This window comes from Pannonibacter anstelovis (assembly GCF_036881715.1).
Lineage (GTDB): Bacteria > Pseudomonadota > Alphaproteobacteria > Rhizobiales > Stappiaceae > Pannonibacter > Pannonibacter anstelovis.
Genome location: NZ_JBAKBF010000001.1, coordinates 183,097 through 200,320 on the forward strand (window position 1 = coordinate 183,097; position 17,224 = coordinate 200,320).

Sequence of the window (17,224 nt, forward strand, 5' to 3'; positions counted from 1 at the left end):
GCTCACGACATTTGGATGCCATGGTAACGATCCTCGACACCCTGAACCGTCCGGCTCCTGCACTGAGCGCAGACGACGCGAAGCCCCGGCATCCGGAAAAGGCCCACAGGCCTGACAATCCGGTCGCCCGGAAACCTGCGTGGATTCGCGTCAAGGCGCCGACGTCGCCTGTCTATCGCGAAACCCATCAGGTGGTGCGCGAGAACAAGCTTGTCACCGTGTGCGAGGAAGCGGGCTGCCCGAACATCGGTGAATGCTGGTCGAAGAAGCACGCCAGCTTCATGATCCTCGGCGACACCTGCACCCGCGCCTGCGCCTTCTGCAACGTGCGGACGGGCATGCCGGGTGCCGTGGACAAGAACGAGCCGGAAGGCATCGCCACGGCGGTTGCCACCATGGGTCTTGAGCATGTGGTCATCACTTCCGTGGACCGGGATGATCTGGATGACGGCGGCGCGAACCATTTTGCCGATGTGATTGCGGCGATCCGCGCCAAGGCGCCGAAGACCACCATCGAGGTGCTGACGCCCGACTTCCTGCGCAAGGAAGGTGCGCTGGAGATCGTCGTGAAGGCCAAGCCGGATGTGTTCAACCACAATCTGGAAACGGTGCCGTCGAAATACCTGAAGGTCCGCCCCGGCGCGCGCTATTTCCACTCCATCCGCCTGCTGCAGCGGGTGAAGGAACTGGATCCCACCATGTTCACCAAGTCCGGCATCATGGTTGGCCTCGGCGAGGAGCGCAACGAAGTGCTCCAGCTGATGGATGACCTGCGGACGGCGGACGTGGACTTCCTCACCATCGGCCAGTATCTCCAGCCCTCGAAGAAGCATCATCCGGTGCTCTCCTTCGTCACGCCGGAAGAGTTCAAGGCCTATGAAAAGATCGCCTATGCCAAGGGCTTCCTGAAAGTTTCTGCCAGCCCCTTGACCCGCTCCTCCCACCATGCGGGCGAGGATTTTGCCGATCTGAGGGCCGCTCGCGCTGCGAAGCTGGGCCACTGACACAAGAAACAGCGCCGGCGGTTGAAACCGGACTGCCGGGCGCCTGAAGAGACTTACATGCCGTCATTTGAATCGAGCCGGGACGTGGCCCACAGCGCCAGCGACATGTTCGACCTCGTCGCCGATGTGGAGAAGTACCCTCAGTTTGTGCCGCTCTGCCAGAGCCTCGTCATCCGCGGGCGCAAGCCGCTGGACGAAACGCGCGAGGTGCTGGTGGCCGACATGACGGTCGCCTACAAGCTGTTCAAGGAGACCTTCACCAGCCGCGTGGTGCTGGACAGGCCGCAGAACCAGATTCTCGTTGAGTATCTGGATGGCCCGTTCCAGCATCTGGAGAACCGCTGGACCTTTAAGCCGCGCGAGGAAGGCGGCTGCAGGGTGGGTTTCTTCATCTCTTATGATTTCAAAAGCCGGACTTTTGCGGCCCTGATGGGCGCCATGTTCGACATGGCTTTCCGCAAGTTTGCCTCAGCCTTTGAGGCGCGGGCAGATGAGGTCTACGGCCGCAAGAGCGGGCAGCCGGTCAGCGTCCGGTAAAGGCCCGGCGTATTTCCTGAAATCTGAACTCCCGTGGAGGACGGGCATCGCCTGTAAGGCCCCGCTCCACATTGGCCGGCAGGTTGAGGTCCTGAACCTTCACCTGCGTGTGCGGGTCGCGGCAGACCGCTTGCCACCGGCCATTGGCGCTGCTCTCCAGATTGAGTTCGTAACCGTCTTCTGCCTCTTTCTGTGTCCAGGCGACGGTGGTGGGGCGAACCCAGAAGGTTGACCCGCAATATTCCACGGCAACGAAACCCTGCTGTTCCCGGCGGAGCACAACATGGCTGCCGCGGAACCGGCCATTTTCTCTGGAAATAATGTGAAACTCGCCTGATTGTGGCTGACCCGCCGATTGTACGGCCGTCTGGGCCAGGCCCACCGCGGGCAAGACGCTGACGGCAATAAAAACGGCCAGAAGAACACCAGCAAGGCTCGCCACGGCACAATTCCCTGATTTGAGCCAGGCTTATGGTCGCTTGCAGGTTGCGCCGACCTGCCTGTCACATTTTGCGACTAGAAGTTTTGCCTGCAAAGGAGGCAATATCAAGTCAATCCTGCGTCAGCCTTGCGGTCGTTGTGCAGGAGCATGGAATTTTGCCGCAGGCGTGCGGTCACTGCTGATGGTAGGTGCCTTTGACCTTGCCGCCGGACTTGTTGGCGAAGGCTTCACTGATCCGGGACAATTTGCTGCCAGGGGGGAGGGGATTGGCAGAATCGTCGTTGCTGATGATCAGCGGGTCCTCGTCACTGCCAATGTCTGCCATGGAGACATGCGTCTCTGCTTTGGCGCAGACCTCAACCCAGCCACGTCCATTGCTGTATTCCAGTCTGACAAGGCGCTTGTTTTCAACTTCCATCAGACTCCAGGCTACCGACTTGGGCCGGACCCAGACCTTGCGGCCGCAGTATGCGACGGCGACATAGCCGGCTGCCTCTTCTTCGAGAACCTGATGGCTGCCGTAAAAGGTGCCATCGACCTGCCGTGAGATGAGATAGAAATCTCCCGCCTTTACGGCTTCTTCGGCTCGTGCCGGAAGAAGGGATGCAAGAGCTCCCGCCAGGATAATCAAGACGCGCATAACAACCTGCCCCGTTGTCAGCGCCGGGCCAGCAGGTGCGCGGGCTCAGCACAAGTGTCATGCTATAGTGTAGCCGTCTTGATATTCCCTTCTGTCAGTCGATCAAATTTGACAGAATTTCCAAGGCTGTGGCGGCCGACAGCGCCCGGATGGCGTCTCGCCCCTGATCGCCGAACCGGCAGGCCAGATGCCGTGTCTGCCTGTCTTTTCCAGCGGCAGCAAAATGGACAAGACCGACCGGCTTTTCCGTTGAGCCCCCGCCAGGGCCCGCAATCCCGGTGATGGAGACCGCGACATCCGCCCGCGAATGGGCGAGCGCTCCTTCCGCCATGGCCCTGGCCGTTTCTTCGCTGACGGCACCGGCGCGGGCAAGCACGTCCGCCGGTACAGCCAGCATGTCCATCTTTGCTTCATTGGAATAGGTGACGAACCCACGGTCCAGCACGGCCGAAGAACCGGGGATCTCCGTCACCAGTGCGCAGACAAGGCCGCCGGTACAGGATTCGGCGGCCGTCATCATCAGGCCCTTACTCTTCAATTTCAGGACTAGCGCTTCGGCACGGGGGCGCAACTGCGTGAGATCAGTCATGACGGGCCTCTTCTTTGCCGGTCCTCAGTCACCCAAATCTGGCAGACGGACAGTCGCGGTGGCAAGAGCCGCGATGCCCTCGCGCCGCCCGGTGAAGCCCAGTTCTTCCGAGGTTGTGGCCTTCACCGAAACGCGCTCGACCGGCAGGGAGCAGATGGCGGCGATGCTGCGGCGCATGTCCTCTCGCACCGGGCCAATCTTCGGTGCTTCGCAGACGATGGTCACATCCAGATGGGCCACCCGCCCGCCGCGGGCCGCCACCAGTGACAGCGCATGCTGCAAGAACCGGTCTGAGGACGCCCCCTTCCATTGCGGGTCGGAGGGAGGGAAATGGCCGCCGATATCCTTGTCCGCAATGGCGCCGAGGATGGCATCCGTCAGGGCATGCAGGGCGACATCCGCATCCGAGTGGCCCTTGAGGCGCTTGTGAAAGGGAATGGCAATGCCGCCAAGAATGACGGCTTCGCCATCTTCAAAAGCGTGAACGTCATATCCGTTGCCGGTGCGGATATCCGGCAGTTCAGACCAGGGCTTCATGCTGGCTCCTTATTCGCTGACAGGCCGGCGCATCAGCGCCGCCATGGCGCGCGCCCGCTCGAGGTCAGCGCGGGTGGTTACCTTGAAGGTCTCGGCTGCACCTTCCACCAGCTGCACACGCATGCCGGCCCATTCGGCCAGGGATGTGTCATCGGTGAAATGGTTCTGGCCCTGTGCAGCAGCCCGGCGGTGTGCGCCCAGCAGCGGCTCGAAGGCAAAGCCCTGCGGCGTTTGCGCCGCCCATAGGCCGCTGCGGTCCACGGTTCCGGTGGCATAGCCATCCGGCCCGGCGCGCTTGAGCGTGTCATGCACGGGCAGGGCGGCCAGCACGGCCTGTCCTCCGGCCTGAAGGGCATCCGTCATTCGTTCGAGTGTGACGGCCATCAGGAACGGGCGGGCGGCGTCATGCACCAGAACATGTGCGGGAAGCTGCTCTTCCGGCCGGGAGGCAAGCGACTCCAGCCCGGCATGCACGGACGCCTGACGGGTGGCGCCGCCGATGGCGGGCGGCAGAATTCTTTCGCGCATGGCCGGTTGCACTGCCGCCAGCGATGCTTCATAGAGGCCGCCATCATCGGCATGGATCACGACAAGCGCATCGGCCACATGCGGGCTTTGCAGAATGGCCTCCAGAGTCCAGGCCAGCATAGGCCTTCCATCGAGGGCAAGATACTGCTTGGGGCACCTGTCCTGTGGATCGGCGAGACGCGTTCCGCGTCCGGCAGCGACGATCAGGGCAGATGTCTTGCGCGTCATCGAGGGTTTCCGCTGGTGGCGCTGCCTCATGCGCCGGGGCAATCAGGACTGCCATCCGCCGCATATGGACAGTTTTGAGGCAGGCCGCGTTTCGTGCCTGTCTCTTAAGGGTTTTCCGGGGGTGTTCTCAACTCATTTTCCGAGGCTCGTACAACTTGTCCCTTGCCGCAACGCAAAAAATGTCTAATGTGTAGGCAAATCGAGATATGCACACGATATGAGCACACCTGTAGCTGCACGTTTTGAGAGTTCCCTGAAGATCGGCCCTCATGTTCTGGCGAACCGGGCCTTTCTTGCCCCCATGTCCGGCGTGTCGGACCTGCCTTTCCGCAAGCTGGCGGCGCGTTTCGGTGCCGGGCTTGTTGTATCGGAAATGGTGGCCTGCGAGCAGCTGGTGGAGGGCGATGCCGAAACCCGTACACGTGCGGAAGGCGAGGGGCTGGATTTGCATGTGGTGCAGCTGGCTGGCCGTGAGCCGCACTGGATGGCGGAAGCGGCCCGTATTGCTGAAGCCGCAGGCGCTGCAATCATTGACATCAATATGGGCTGCCCGGCCAAGCGTGTGACCACCGGCTATTCCGGTTCGGCCCTGATGCGTGATCTTGACCATGCGCTGACGCTGGTCGAGGCAACTGTGGGGGCCGTGTCCGTGCCCGTGACGCTGAAAATGCGTCTTGGCTGGGACCGGGACTGCATGAATGCACCGGAGCTGGCGCGCCGGGCACAGGATGCGGGCGTGCAGCTTGTCACCGTTCATGGCCGCACCCGCAACCAGTTCTACAAGGGCGAGGCCGACTGGCAGGCAATCCGTGCCGTATCTGAGGCCGTCAGCATTCCCGTCATTGCCAATGGTGACTGTGTGTCCATCGAGGCGGCGGAGACGATGCTGGAACAGTCTGGCGCCGATGGGGTGATGGTTGGCCGTGGCGCCTACGGGCGGCCCTGGCTGCCGGGGCAGATCGGCGCTCATCTCAATGGCACAGAGCCGGAGCCTGCGCCCGAGGGAAATGCGCTCGGCGACCTGGCGCTGGAACATTACGACGCGCTCATTGCCCTTTACGGGCTGAAGCTGGGCCGGCGTATCGCACGCAAGCATCTGGGCTGGTATCTGGACCAGACCGCCGATGTGCCCGCCGCCCTGCGTCAGGAAATCCTGACCAGCGACAGCCCCGCCACAGTCACGCGGCTCGTCCGCAGCTGGTTTTCTGATCAACCCCAACGGAGCGCCGCATGACAGGACCGTCTGCGAAATCCGTGGAAGGACGCACCGAGGCCCTCGCCACCGATGGCCCGACCATTCTGGACTCCTTGCCACACCCCGTACTTCTGGTCGCTCCTGATGGAGTGATCGAGGCCGCCAACATGGCCGCCGAAATCTTCCTGCGCTCGTCCGTATCTTTTCTGCGGCGTCACACGATTGATTATTTTGTGCCCTTCGGCAGCCCGCTTCTGACCCTGATCGAGCAGGTGCGCGAGCGCGGTGCGCCGGTCAATGAATACAAGGTGGACATCGGCTCGCCGCGCATCGGCGCCGAACGGGTGGTGGACATTCACGCCGCGCCCGTGGTGGAGCGTCCGGGCGCAGTTGTGCTCATGTTCCAGGAACGGGGCATGGCGGAGAAGATCGACCGCCAGCTCACCTCCCGTGGAGCCGCCCGCACCGTCACTGGCCTCGCCGCTATGCTGGCGCATGAGATCAAGAACCCGCTGTCCGGCATCCGTGGCGCGGCGCAGCTGCTGGAACAGTCCGCCAGCGAGGATGACCGTGCGCTGACGCGCCTCATCATGGACGAGACAGACCGGATCGTGAAACTCGTGGACCGGATGGAAGTCTTCTCCGACGAGCGCCCGATCGAACGCGAGCCAGTCAACATCCACGTGGTGCTGGACCATGTGAAGCGGCTTGCGGATACCGGTTTCGGGCGCGGCAAGCGCATCATCGAGGAATATGATCCCTCGCTGCCGCCGGTCTATGCCAACCGGGACCAGTTGATCCAGGTGTTCCTCAATCTGGTGAAGAATGCCTGCGAAGCCATCGGCGATGATCCCGATGGCGAGATTCGCATCACCACGGCTTTCCGCCCGGGCGTGCGCCTGTCGGTGCCCGGCACATCGGAAAAGGTCAGCCTGCCGCTGGAGTTCTGCGTCAAGGACAACGGCCCTGGCGTGCCGGAAGACCTGATGCCACATATCTTCGAGCCCTTCATCACCACCAAGACCAACGGCTCGGGCCTGGGCCTTGCGCTTGTGGCCAAGATGATCAGCGATCACGGTGGCTTCATCGAATGCGACAGCGCCCCCCGGCGCACCGTCTTCCGCATCCTGATGCCAGCCTTTACCGAACCTGAAACCACCTCCAGCGACAGGACCGCCTGACCATGCCGACCGGCACCATTCTTGTTGCAGACGACGATGCCGCCATCCGCACCGTGCTCAATCAGGCCCTGTCCCGGGCCGGCTACACCGTCCGCCTGACGTCCAACGCCGCTACCCTGTGGCGCTGGGTCAGTTCCGGCGACGGAGATCTGGTGGTCACCGATGTGGTGATGCCGGACGAGAACATCTTCGACGTTCTGCCGCGCATCAAGAAGCTTCGGCCGGACCTGCCGGTCATCGTCATGAGTGCGCAGAACACCTTCATGACGGCGATCCGCGCCTCGGAAAAGGGCGCCTACGAGTATCTGCCCAAGCCCTTCGACCTCAAGGAACTGACCGGCATCATCGCGCGCGCCCTTGAGGAGCCCAAATCCCGCCGACCGGCGGAAATGGACGACATGGGTGAGGCCATCCCGCTGGTGGGCCGCTCGCCCGCCATGCAGGAAATCTACCGGGTGCTCGCCCGCCTGATGCAGACTGACCTGACGGTCATGATCAACGGCGAGAGCGGCACCGGTAAGGAACTGGTGGCCCGCGCGCTGCATGATTACGGCAAGCGCCGTAACGGGCCATTCGTCGCCATCAACATGGCCGCCATCCCGCGTGATCTGATCGAGGCGGAGCTTTTCGGCCACGAAAAGGGCGCCTTCACGGGCGCGCAGGCCCGTTCCTCTGGCCGGTTCGAACAGGCCGATGGCGGCACGCTGTTCCTTGACGAAATCGGCGACATGCCGATGGAAGCCCAGACCCGGCTCTTGCGCGTGCTGCAGCAGGGCGAATACACCACCGTCGGCGGGCGCACGCCCATCAAGACGGATGTGCGCATCGTCGCAGCCACCAACAAGGATCTGCGCCAGCTGATCAATCAGGGCCTGTTCCGCGAGGACCTGTTCTTCCGCCTCAACGTGGTGCCCATCCGCCTCCCGCCGCTGCGCGAGCGCGTGGAGGATATTCCGGATCTGGTGCGCCACTTCTTTGCGCTGGCCGAGAAGGAAGGCCTGCCGGCCAAGCAGATCGACCAGGCCGCCATGAACCTGCTGCGCCGCTACCGCTGGCCGGGCAACGTGCGCGAGCTGGAAAACCTCGTCCGGCGTCTGGCCGCGCTCTATCCGCAGGACGTAATAGGTGAGGGGCTCATCGAGCAGGAGCTGAGCACGCCCGCTGTCACCAGTGCCATCGAGGAGCCCACGGGCGAGATCAATCTTGGTCAGGCGGTTGAGCGCTATCTCAACACCTATTTCGCCAATTTTGGCGATGCCCTGCCGCCTCCGGGCCTCTATCACCGAATCCTGCGGGAAGTGGAATATCCGCTGATCAGTGCTGCCCTTGCCGCCACGCGGGGCAACCAGATCAAGGCAGCAGAGCTTCTCGGCGTGAACCGCAACACCCTGCGCAAGAAGATCCGCGATCTTGACGTGCAGGTCATGCGTTCCAGCCGCTGAGGGGCTGGGCAAGGGATATGAAAAGGCCCGGATGCGGTATGCGTCCGGGTCAGGTTCATCTGCCGCCCCGGGCAAGCGTAACGCGCGCCGGGGCGGCCACCCTTGTTGTTAATGCGCAGCCGCGATCGATTTGCGGAAGCGGACGGCGGCGAGGGTGAAGAGGAGGAGGCCGACGAGCGTCATGGCCACGAATTTCGGCCAGACGATCCAGAAATCGGCCCCTCTGTAGAGCACCGCCTGCGCCATGCTGACGAACTGGGTGGAGGGCACTGCGCTCATGAGCGTGCGCAGCATCAGCGGCTGGCTCTCGATCGGGGTTTCGCCGCCCGAGAGCAGGTTCATCGGCAAGATGGTGAGGATGAACAGCAGCCCGAATTGCGGCATCGAGCGGGCGATTGTGCCCAGCAGGATCCCCAAAGCCGAGGCAAAGAAGAGATAGAGGGCGGTGCCGCTTAAGAACAGCGCCACCGATCCGGCGACCGGCACATCCAAAAGCTGCTCGATGACGATCTTCAGCGACAGCCCGGCCACCACGAGAATGACCAAGCCATTGGCCCAGACCTTGGCCATCATGATCTCGAAGGGCGTCAGCGGCATGGAGAGCAGATGCTCCAGCGTGCCATGCTCGCGCTCGCGCATCACCGCAGCCCCGGTCAGAACCACGGTCAGCATGGTGATGTTGTTGATGATCTCCATGATCGCAGAGAACCAGGAACTGGTGAGATTCGGGTTGAAGGCATAACGGATGATGAGATTGACCGGCATTTCCGTTGCCGCAATGCCCCTGCCGTGCTGATAGCGGGCGATTTCCTGGGCATAGGCCTGGGCGATGTGATTGGCGCCCGTTCCAGCCTGCATCATGGCTGTGGCATCGATGTTGAGCAGGATCTTCGGAGCGTTGCCGCGCACCACATCCGCCTCGAACCGCTCTGGAATGACCAGCACGAAAGAGTAGGCCTGCGTGTCGAGGCCACGGTCGATCTCCGCGAAGCTGATCATCTCGGGCTTGCGGAATTCGGGTGGCCGCAGCGTGTCGACGAGTTGGCGCGACAAGGGCGAGCGGTCCTCATCAACCACGGCGACAGCCACGTTGTTGAGGTCCGAGCGCATGCCACCGGCCGCCATGTAGACCCCGGCGCTGAAGGCCCAGAGAATGAGGATCAGCAGCACCGGATCACGCCGCAGGCTCTGCAGTTCCTTCAATCCCAGCCGGAAGATACTGATCAGCCTGTCCATCTCAGCGCTCCTGCCGTGGCAAAAGCAGGGCGCAGGCGGCAAGCACCAGCGGCGCGACCGGAGCCAAACCCCAAAAATTTACCGAAAGTTCCGCAAAGCCCAGCCCCTTGGTGAAGGTGCCGACACTGATGGTCATGAAATGGGTGGTCGGATAGAGCGACCCGATCACGGCACCGGCGCCTGTCAGCGAGGAGACCGGCTGCAGCATGCCGGAGAACTGCACAGCCGGCAGAACCGTGCCGATGGCCGTGCCAAAGATGGCAGCCACCTGCGTGGAGGTGAAAGTGGAAAACAGCAGCCCGATAGCAGTGGTGGCACAGACATAGAGCAGTGCGCCCGCCGTCAGCGCCGCCAGGCTGCCTTTCACCGGAACGCCAAAGACAACCGTCGCCATCAGCATCATCAGTGCGAAATTGACCATGGCGATGGCCACATAGGGAAGCTGCTTGCCCATCAGGAATTCAAGCCGCGTCACTGGCGTCACATAGAGGTTGGTGATCGAGCCCAGCTCCTTTTCCCGCACGACAGAGACGGCGGTCAGGATCGCGGGAATGAACACGAGCAGCAGCGCCATGACGGAAGGGGCAATGGCGTTGATGCTCTTGAAGTCCTGATTGTAGCGGAAACGCGGCTCGACGCTGGCAGCGGCAAAGACCGGTGTCTCGCCAAAGCGCTGGCGGTATTGCTCGGCGATATAGGACTGATGCAGCCCAGTGACATAGCCTGCAATCGTGTTGGCGCGGAACGGCATGGAGCCATCGATGGTGGCCGCGATCTCAGGCGTCTCGCCGCGCAGCAGCGCCTTGCCAAAGCCAGGCGGGATTTCGACGGCGAGCGAAATGTTGCCGGCACGCATTCTGGAGAGGATTTCCGCCTCGCTGGTAAGCGGCGCCTGTTCCTTGAAATAGCGCGAGCCCGACATGCTTTCCGCATATTGCCGGCTTTCTAGGGTCCGGTCATGGTCCAGCACCGCATAGGTGAGGTCATTTACGTCCGTGGTGATGCCGTAGCCGAAAACCAGCATCAGCAGCATGGTGCCCGCCAGAGCCACGGCAAGGCGTACCGGATCGCGCCGCAACTCCTTGGCTTCGCGCAGGGAATAGGCCATGAGGCGGCGCTTCGACAGGAAGCCCTGCCGCCGTTTCTGTGGCTTGGCAGGCGGCTCGGCTGCAGCAGCCAGGGCGGCCTGCGCCTCTGTCGCAGGCCGCGCGGGAGCGGATGCGCCTTCAAGCGCGCTGATGAAGGCCTCTTCCAGAGTGGCAGCGCCGTAGCTGCGCACCAGTTCGTCCGGCGCGCCGCAGGCCAGCACCTTGCCCGCATGCATGAGGGAAATGCGGTCGCAGCGCTCGCCTTCATTCATGAAATGGGTGCTGAGGAAGATCGTCACCCGGTCCTTGCGGGCCAGACCGATCAACAGGCTCCAGAACTCGTCACGGGCGACCGGATCAACCCCCGATGTCGGTTCATCGAGAATGAGCACATCGGGCCGGTGGACGATGGCAACGGCCAGAGACAGGCGCTGCCGCACACCAAGGGGCAGGGCGCCGGGCAGTGCATCGGCATCATCTGTCAGGCGGAACGTCTGCAGCAGTTCATCGACGCGGGCGGGGATCTCCGCTGTGGGCATATGGAAGAGCTGGGCATGCAGCGTAAGATTCTGGCGCACTGTCAGCTCGCCATAAAGCGAAAAGGCCTGCGACATGTAGCCAACCCGCTTGCGGGCGGCGAGATTGCATGCGTCGATCTCTTCGCCGAAGAGCCAGGCCTTGCCTTCGCTGGGCGGCAGCAGGCCGGTCAGCATTTTCATGGTGGTGGATTTGCCGCAGCCGTTGGAGCCGAGAAAGCCGAAGATTTCGCCGCGCCGGATCTCGAAGCTGACATGATCAACGGCGGTGAAGCTGCCGAAGCGCTGCACCAGATCTTGCGCAACGATGGCCGGGCCCTCGCCGTTGCCTTCATAAGGCGGCACGGTCAGGCTCTGGTGCGGCTGGTTCCGGTATTCCGGCAGCAGGTTGACGAACGCGGCCTCCAGCGTTGCGGCCTGTCCTTTTTGTTTCAGATCCGCTGCACTGCCTTCCGCCAGGATTTTCCCGCCATGCATGGCCACCAGATGTCCGAAACGCTCCGCTTCATCCATGTAGGCGGTGGCGACCACCACGGTCATGCCGGGGCGCGATGTGCGGATGGTGTCGATCAGCGTCCAGAACTGGCGGCGCGACAGGGGGTCAACGCCCGTGGTCGGCTCGTCCAGAATGAGCAGGTCCGGATCATGAATGAGCGAGCAGCACAGCCCGAGTTTCTGTTTCATGCCGCCGGAGAGTTTTCCCGCCGGGCGGTCAAGGAAGGGATCAAGGCCGGTCGCGCGGGTCAGCTCCACAATGCGGCGCTGGCGTTCCCGCCCATCCTGGCCGAAGAGCCTGCCGAAGAATTCAAGGTTCTCCGCGACCGTGAGGTCCATGTAGAGGTTCTTGCCAAGCCCCTGCGGCATGTAAGCGATGCGCGGAAGCACGGCCCGGCGGTGGCGGGCATTGGCCATGTCGCCACCTAGTGCCTCCACGGTGCCGGTCTGGATCTTGCGCGCGCCGGAGAGCAGGGCCAGCAGCGTGGACTTGCCAACGCCATCTGGCCCGATGAGCCCGATCATGCCGCCAGCGGGCAGGGCGAGCGTCACCCCGTCGAGTGCCCGTGTCTTGCCGTAGAGATGCGACACGCCGGTCAGACGCGCCACGGCGGAAGCGGGCGAGGTCTGCAAGGAGGGCTGTGTCATGACCGCCTCACCGTGGGGCTGGCAGGCGCACCGCCAGAGACTCTGGCCATGCCACGGGCGGCGCCATCATCACATAGGCCTCGCCGGGCAATCCGGTGCGGACCATTTCCAGATACTCGGTCAGCAGAGCCGGATCGATGCGCAGCTTGACGCGGAACATAAGCTTGTCGCGCTCGGAACGGGTCTCCACCTCGCGCGGGGTGAACTGTGCATCGGCGGCGACGAAGGAAACGCTGGCCGGGATCACAAGACCGGGCGCGGCATCCAGCACGATCCGCGCCTCGGCATTGATGAACACGCGGCCTACGCTGGCGGTCGGCAGATAGACGGTCATGTAGGCATCGGTGAGATTGAGCAGCGTCAGCACACGGCCGCCTGCCGCCACCACTTCACCGGGCTCGGCCAGCCGGTACTGCACGCGGCCGGTAATCGGCGCGGTCAGGACGCTGTCGCGGATAAGTGTCTCGATCCGGGCTACTTCGGCCTGAGCCGCCGTCACGGTGTTGCGCGTGTTGGCCAGCTGTGCCCGGGCCGCTCTGAGCGCAGCCTCGGCGGTTTCGCGGGCGGTCTGGCGCTGATCCAGCTCCTGCTGCGAGACATGACCGTTTTCCCGCAGGGTCTTCGCGCGCTGAAGGGATTGATCCGCCAGCTTCAGTTCGCTCTCACGCTGAGCGATCAGCGCTTCAGCCGTATGGGCTGCATCTTCCGCGGCGCTGACTTGCGCCACCGCACCAGCCTTACGGGCATCCAGTTCGTCCGTGTCAATGCGGGCGAGAACGGTGCCAGCCTGCACCAGATCGCCTTCCTGCACCATCACTTCCAGCACCCGGCCCCCGGTCTTCGCAGCGATCTGAACGGTTTCGGCTTCAATGCGGCCATTCGCCGTAACGATTTCAGGCGGAAGTGTGGGGCGAGATGCAAACCAGGCAAAGATTGCCCCTGCAATGACGGCAACAACCGTTGCAATGGTCAAAAGGACTTTCTTCGTCATCTTTGCTTCAGCCCCTATGAAAGCAGATCACTGTTCAGCATATTATTTGAGGTTCACATCCGTCCTCCTGATTTATGGACACGGCCTCTGTGCATATGCAACGGCGAAGAGGTCCGTAGTGACGCGGACCTGTTGCAGGTTCAGCCGTAATCTTGTCGCATTTAGGCAACAGTGTGTGGTAACAATGCCGCGCATATATGTGTTTGCGTTGCGCTTCTGATTCTTCCCTACGCCTTGCCTTGAGGACTGATGATACTGGAACGTGACCCGCCCGCGGATTTGGACCAGGGGGCGCGCGGCCGTGCTGGCCGCAGAGCCGGTCTGGCCGTCATGCTGGCGGCCCTCCTGGCGATATCGATCACCTTTGCCGTTCTGACCGGTCTCACCCCGATTGCGCCGACGCCGGAAGTCGTCTGGGCCGCGATGATGGTCAATGGCGGGCTTGGTGCCGCTCTCGTTGGTATCATCGGCCGGGAAATCTTCAAACTGGTGCAGGCCCGGCGAAGGGGCAGGGCGGCCGCTCGGCTGCATGTGCGCATTGTCGCCATGTTCAGCCTCATTGCCGCTGTCCCCGCCATCCTGATGGCGATCGTCGCGGCCATTACGCTCGATCAAGGCCTTGACCGCTGGTTCGAGCAGCGCACCCGCCAGATCATCGACAATGCCTTGACTGTGGCGCAGGCCTATCTCCAGGAACATGCGCGTGTGTTGCGCGGTGATCTGATTGCCATGTCGCAGGACGTGGATCAGGCCAAGGCCATCTATGAATTCGAGCCAACGCGCTTTGATGCCTTCTTTGCCGGTCAGGCACAGCTGCGCGGCATCGTGGCAGCGTTCCTGCTGAAGGCGGATGGTACAGTCGTCACTCGCGTCATCCTGGTGCCTGATGTCAGCATCCTGCTGCCGCCGAACGACGTCTATGCCAAGGCAGATCAGGGCGAGGCGGTGCTGATCGCGCCAGGCAGGTCCAACCTGGTGGGCGGCATCGTCAAGCTGGATGCCTATGACGGCATGTATCTTTATGTCGCCCGGACTGTGGATCAGCGCGTGCTGGATTACCAGCGCCTCGCCGAAGAAGGGGCAAGTGAATACAGCCAGCTGGAGCGCAGCCGTTTTGGCGTGCAGATTGCGTTTGCGCTCGTCTATCTGGGTGTAGCGCTTGTGTTGCTGCTTTCGGCCATCTGGATCGGTTTCGGCTTCGCCAACCGGCTTGTGTCGCCCATCCGGCGGCTGATTTCAGCCGCAGATCAGGTCTCCAAAGGCAATCTCTATGTTGAGGTGATGACCGAGAAGTCGGAAGGTGATCTTGCCAACCTCGGCACGACCTTCAACAACATGACCGGCCAGCTGCGCGGCCAGCGCGATGCATTGCTGGCAGCCAATGAGCAGATTGACCGCCGCCGCCGCTTCACCGAAGCCGTGCTGTCTGGCGTGACTACAGGTGTGATCGGTATCGATGATGACGGGGCCATCACGCTCGTCAACCGGTCTGCGCGTGACTTGCTGAGAGTTGAGGAGAGTGAAATCCTTGACCGCCCGCTGGCTGATGTCATTCCGGAGCTGGAAGCCTTTGTCCGGGAGGCTCTGGCCAAGGAAAGCGACCGCATCAAGGAAACGCAGATTTCCCTTCGGACCGGCGGTCGTGAACGCACTGTGAATGCGCGCATCACCACGGAACTTTCCACCCGGCGCGAGCATGGCTATGTGGTGACGCTGGACGACATCACCGACCTTGTGTCCGCGCAGCGCAATTCGGCCTGGGCGGATGTGGCACGGCGCATCGCCCATGAAATCAAGAATCCGCTGACCCCGATCCAGCTGTCTGCCGAGCGCATCCGCCGCCGCTATGGCAAGAAAGTCGAAGATGACCGCTCGGTCTTCGACCAGTGCATCGACACAATCATCCGTCAGGTCGGCGATATCGGCCAGATGGTGGACGAATTTTCGTCCTTTGCCCGCATGCGCAAGCCCGCCAAGTCGATGGCGGATCTGCGCAATACGGTGCGCGAAGCGGCCTTCATGCAAAGCGTCGGCAATCCGGACATCGAGGTGAAGACCGAATTGCCGGAAGAGAGCATCGAGGCGTGCTTCGACAGCCGCCTGATCGGTCAGGCGCTCACCAATGTGATCAAGAACGCTGCCGAGGCGATTTCAGGACGCACCGGAGAGGACCTGCCCAAGGGGCGCATCCGCATCCGGCTGACCCATGAAGATGGCAGAGCGCTGATCGATGTGATCGATAACGGCGTCGGCTTGCCCAGGCAGGAGCGGCAGAAGCTGCTGGAGCCTTACATGACGACGCGCGAGAAGGGCACGGGCCTTGGCCTCGCCATCGTGCGCAAGATCATGGAAGACCACAATGGCAGCATCGAGCTGCTGGACGCGCCGGAGCTTGGCCCGGACGAGACCGGCGCCATGGTGCGCCTCATCATTGGCCCGCCCGCGGCAGAAGATGCCACGGTACAGACCGCAAGAGAGCAGTCCGGCCCCCAATCAGAGACCAGAGAACAAGTGACGAGCCATGGCCTATGACATCCTGATCGTCGATGACGAGACCGATATCCGTGAGATGATCGCCGGCATCCTTGATGACGAGGGTTACGGCACACGCACCGCCAGCGACAGTGATACGGCGCTTGCGGCCATCAAGGAGCGGCGGCCTTCACTCGTTGTGCTGGACATCTGGCTTCAGGGCAGCCGGCTTGACGGGCTGGCGCTGCTCGACGAGATCAAGGCGCAGGACAAGGATCTGCCGGTCGTCATCATTTCCGGCCACGGCAATGTGGAAACCGCCGTCTCTGCCATCAAGCGCGGCGCCTATGACTATATCGAGAAGCCGTTCAAGGCCGACCGGCTGCTGCTGATCACCGAGCGTGCGCTGGAAGCCTCAATGCTGAAGCGCGAAATCCGTGACCTGAAACAGCGCAGCGGCGATGCGTCCCGCTTCATTGGCGAATCGTCGGCGATCAACCAGCTGCGCCAGACCATCGAGCGGATCGCGGGCACCAACAGCCGTATTCTGATTTCCGGACCTTCGGGTGCGGGCAAGGAACTGGCGGCGCGGCAGGTGCATGAGCTGTCGCCTCGTGCGAAGGGGCCGTTCGTCGCCATCAACGCTGCCACTATCACCCCCGACCGCATGGAAGAGGAACTCTTCGGCATCGAGGATGAGAGCGGCAATCTGCGCAAGGTTGGCGCGCTGGAAGAGGCGCATGGCGGCACGCTCTATCTCGATGAAGTGGCCGACATGCCGCGCGAGACGCAGGGCAAGATCCTTCGGGTGCTGGTGGACCAGACCTTCACCCGCCTTGGAGGTTCGACACGGGTGCAGGTCGATGTTCGTATCCTGTCATCCACGGCCCGCAATCTTGAGGAAGAGATTGCCAATGGCACCTTCCGCGAGGACCTCTACCACCGCCTTGGCGTCGTGCCGCTGCGTGTGCCGGGACTGGCCGAGCGGCGCGAGGATGTGCCGATCCTGGTCCGTCACTTCATGGAGCAGATTTCCGCGTCCGCAGGCCTGCCGATGCGCCGCATCGGCGATGATGCCATGGCCGTGCTGCAGACCCACGACTGGCCGGGCAACATCCGCCAGCTGCGCAACAACGTGGAGCGGCTGATGATTCTCACCCGCGCCGACCCGGAAGCGGTGATCACGGCGGATCTCCTGCCTAACGAAGTGGGGTCGATGGTCCCAAGTCTTCCGGCCAATGGCGGTGGCGAGCATCTGATGTCCATGCCGCTGCGCGATGCCCGCGAAGTCTTCGAGCGCGAATATCTTCAGGCGCAGATCAAGCGCTTCGGTGGCAACATCTCGCGCACCGCAGAATTCGTGGGCATGGAACGTTCGGCCTTGCATCGCAAGCTGAAGTCGTTAGGTCTATCGTGAGACCAGCGCCGTGAAGGC

Annotated in this window: 13 protein-coding genes and 1 pseudogene; 7 read left to right on the plus strand and 7 right to left on the minus strand. The window is 62.6% G+C overall.

Going from position 1 to position 17,224, the window contains the following annotated elements; genetic code table 11:
* The first annotated feature begins 20 nt into the window (after positions 1-20).
* Together lipA and V6L75_RS00845 are read left to right on the plus strand one after the other, a co-directional pair.
* Positions 21-1,004 carry a lipoyl synthase gene (gene lipA, locus V6L75_RS00840; protein ID WP_334249647.1) on the plus strand — a complete coding sequence of 328 codons (984 nt, stop codon included), beginning with the start codon at positions 21-23 and terminating at the stop codon, positions 1,002-1,004.
* A 57-nt stretch (positions 1,005-1,061) separates the two neighbouring features.
* A complete protein-coding gene (locus V6L75_RS00845; protein ID WP_334249648.1) occupies positions 1,062-1,541 on the plus strand; it encodes a type II toxin-antitoxin system RatA family toxin in 480 nt (159 codons plus the stop codon).
* Here the strand turns inward: V6L75_RS00845 and V6L75_RS00850 are convergent.
* The 4 genes and pseudogenes from V6L75_RS00850 to V6L75_RS21070 all read right to left on the minus strand — a co-directional run bounded on the left by V6L75_RS00850 (position 1,528) and on the right by V6L75_RS21070 (position 4,505).
* Positions 1,528-1,983, minus strand: a complete 456-nt coding sequence (locus tag V6L75_RS00850) for a hypothetical protein (protein ID WP_334249649.1) — start codon at positions 1,981-1,983, stop codon at positions 1,528-1,530. The genes V6L75_RS00845 and V6L75_RS00850 overlap by 14 nt on opposite strands.
* A 172-nt stretch (positions 1,984-2,155) precedes the next feature.
* Positions 2,156-2,614: a hypothetical protein gene (locus V6L75_RS00855; protein WP_334249650.1), complete on the minus strand. Its 459-nt coding sequence runs from the start codon at positions 2,612-2,614 to the stop codon at positions 2,156-2,158.
* Positions 2,615-2,717: 103 nt separating this feature from the next.
* The gene (locus tag V6L75_RS00860) at positions 2,718-3,212 is read right to left on the minus strand and encodes a CinA family protein (RefSeq protein ID WP_334249651.1); all 495 of its coding nucleotides are present in this window, start codon (positions 3,210-3,212) and stop codon (positions 2,718-2,720) included.
* Positions 3,213-3,236: 24 nt separating this feature from the next.
* Positions 3,237-4,505 (minus strand): annotated as a pseudogene (locus V6L75_RS21070) (bifunctional 2-C-methyl-D-erythritol 4-phosphate cytidylyltransferase/2-C-methyl-D-erythritol 2,4-cyclodiphosphate synthase).
* Positions 4,506-4,722: 217 nt separating this feature from the next.
* On the opposite strand from V6L75_RS21070, the gene dusB reads away from it, so the two are divergent.
* The 3 genes from dusB to ntrC are packed head-to-tail and all read left to right on the plus strand — an operon-like array spanning position 4,723 to position 8,323.
* Positions 4,723-5,739, plus strand: a complete 1,017-nt coding sequence (gene dusB / locus V6L75_RS00875) for a tRNA dihydrouridine synthase DusB (protein ID WP_334249654.1) — start codon at positions 4,723-4,725, stop codon at positions 5,737-5,739.
* Positions 5,736-6,881: a two-component system sensor histidine kinase NtrB gene (locus V6L75_RS00880; RefSeq protein WP_334249655.1), complete on the plus strand. Its 1,146-nt coding sequence runs from the start codon at positions 5,736-5,738 to the stop codon at positions 6,879-6,881. Before dusB ends, V6L75_RS00880 begins: the two co-directional genes overlap by 4 nt.
* A gap of 2 nt (positions 6,882-6,883) precedes the next feature.
* On the plus strand, positions 6,884-8,323 hold the full coding sequence (gene ntrC / locus V6L75_RS00885) for a nitrogen regulation protein NR(I) (RefSeq protein ID WP_019966316.1): 1,440 nt from the start codon (positions 6,884-6,886) through the stop codon (positions 8,321-8,323).
* A 108-nt stretch (positions 8,324-8,431) separates the two neighbouring features.
* Here the strand turns inward: ntrC and V6L75_RS00890 are convergent, their stop codons facing one another.
* The 3 genes from V6L75_RS00890 to V6L75_RS00900 are packed head-to-tail and all read right to left on the minus strand — an operon-like array spanning position 8,432 to position 13,317.
* Entirely contained in the window at positions 8,432-9,559 is a 1,128-nt protein-coding gene (locus V6L75_RS00890; RefSeq protein ID WP_334249656.1) for an ABC transporter permease, read from the minus strand.
* A gap of 1 nt (position 9,560) precedes the next feature.
* Complete coding sequence (gene rbbA, locus V6L75_RS00895; RefSeq protein ID WP_334249657.1) at positions 9,561-12,326, minus strand: ribosome-associated ATPase/putative transporter RbbA; 2,766 nt, start codon at positions 12,324-12,326, stop codon at positions 9,561-9,563.
* A gap of 7 nt (positions 12,327-12,333) precedes the next feature.
* Positions 12,334-13,317, minus strand: a complete 984-nt coding sequence (locus tag V6L75_RS00900; protein ID WP_334249658.1) for an HlyD family secretion protein — start codon at positions 13,315-13,317, stop codon at positions 12,334-12,336.
* A gap of 249 nt (positions 13,318-13,566) precedes the next feature.
* Here V6L75_RS00900 and V6L75_RS00905 point away from each other — a divergent pair, with 249 nt between their 5' ends.
* Positions 13,567-15,849, plus strand: coding sequence for a sensor histidine kinase NtrY-like (locus V6L75_RS00905; RefSeq protein WP_334249659.1), 2,283 nt, complete (start codon positions 13,567-13,569; stop codon positions 15,847-15,849).
* A complete protein-coding gene (gene ntrX, locus V6L75_RS00910; protein ID WP_334249660.1) occupies positions 15,839-17,206 on the plus strand; it encodes a nitrogen assimilation response regulator NtrX in 1,368 nt (455 codons plus the stop codon). The genes V6L75_RS00905 and ntrX overlap by 11 nt, the downstream gene beginning before the upstream one ends.
* Positions 17,207-17,224 lie beyond the last annotated feature (18 nt).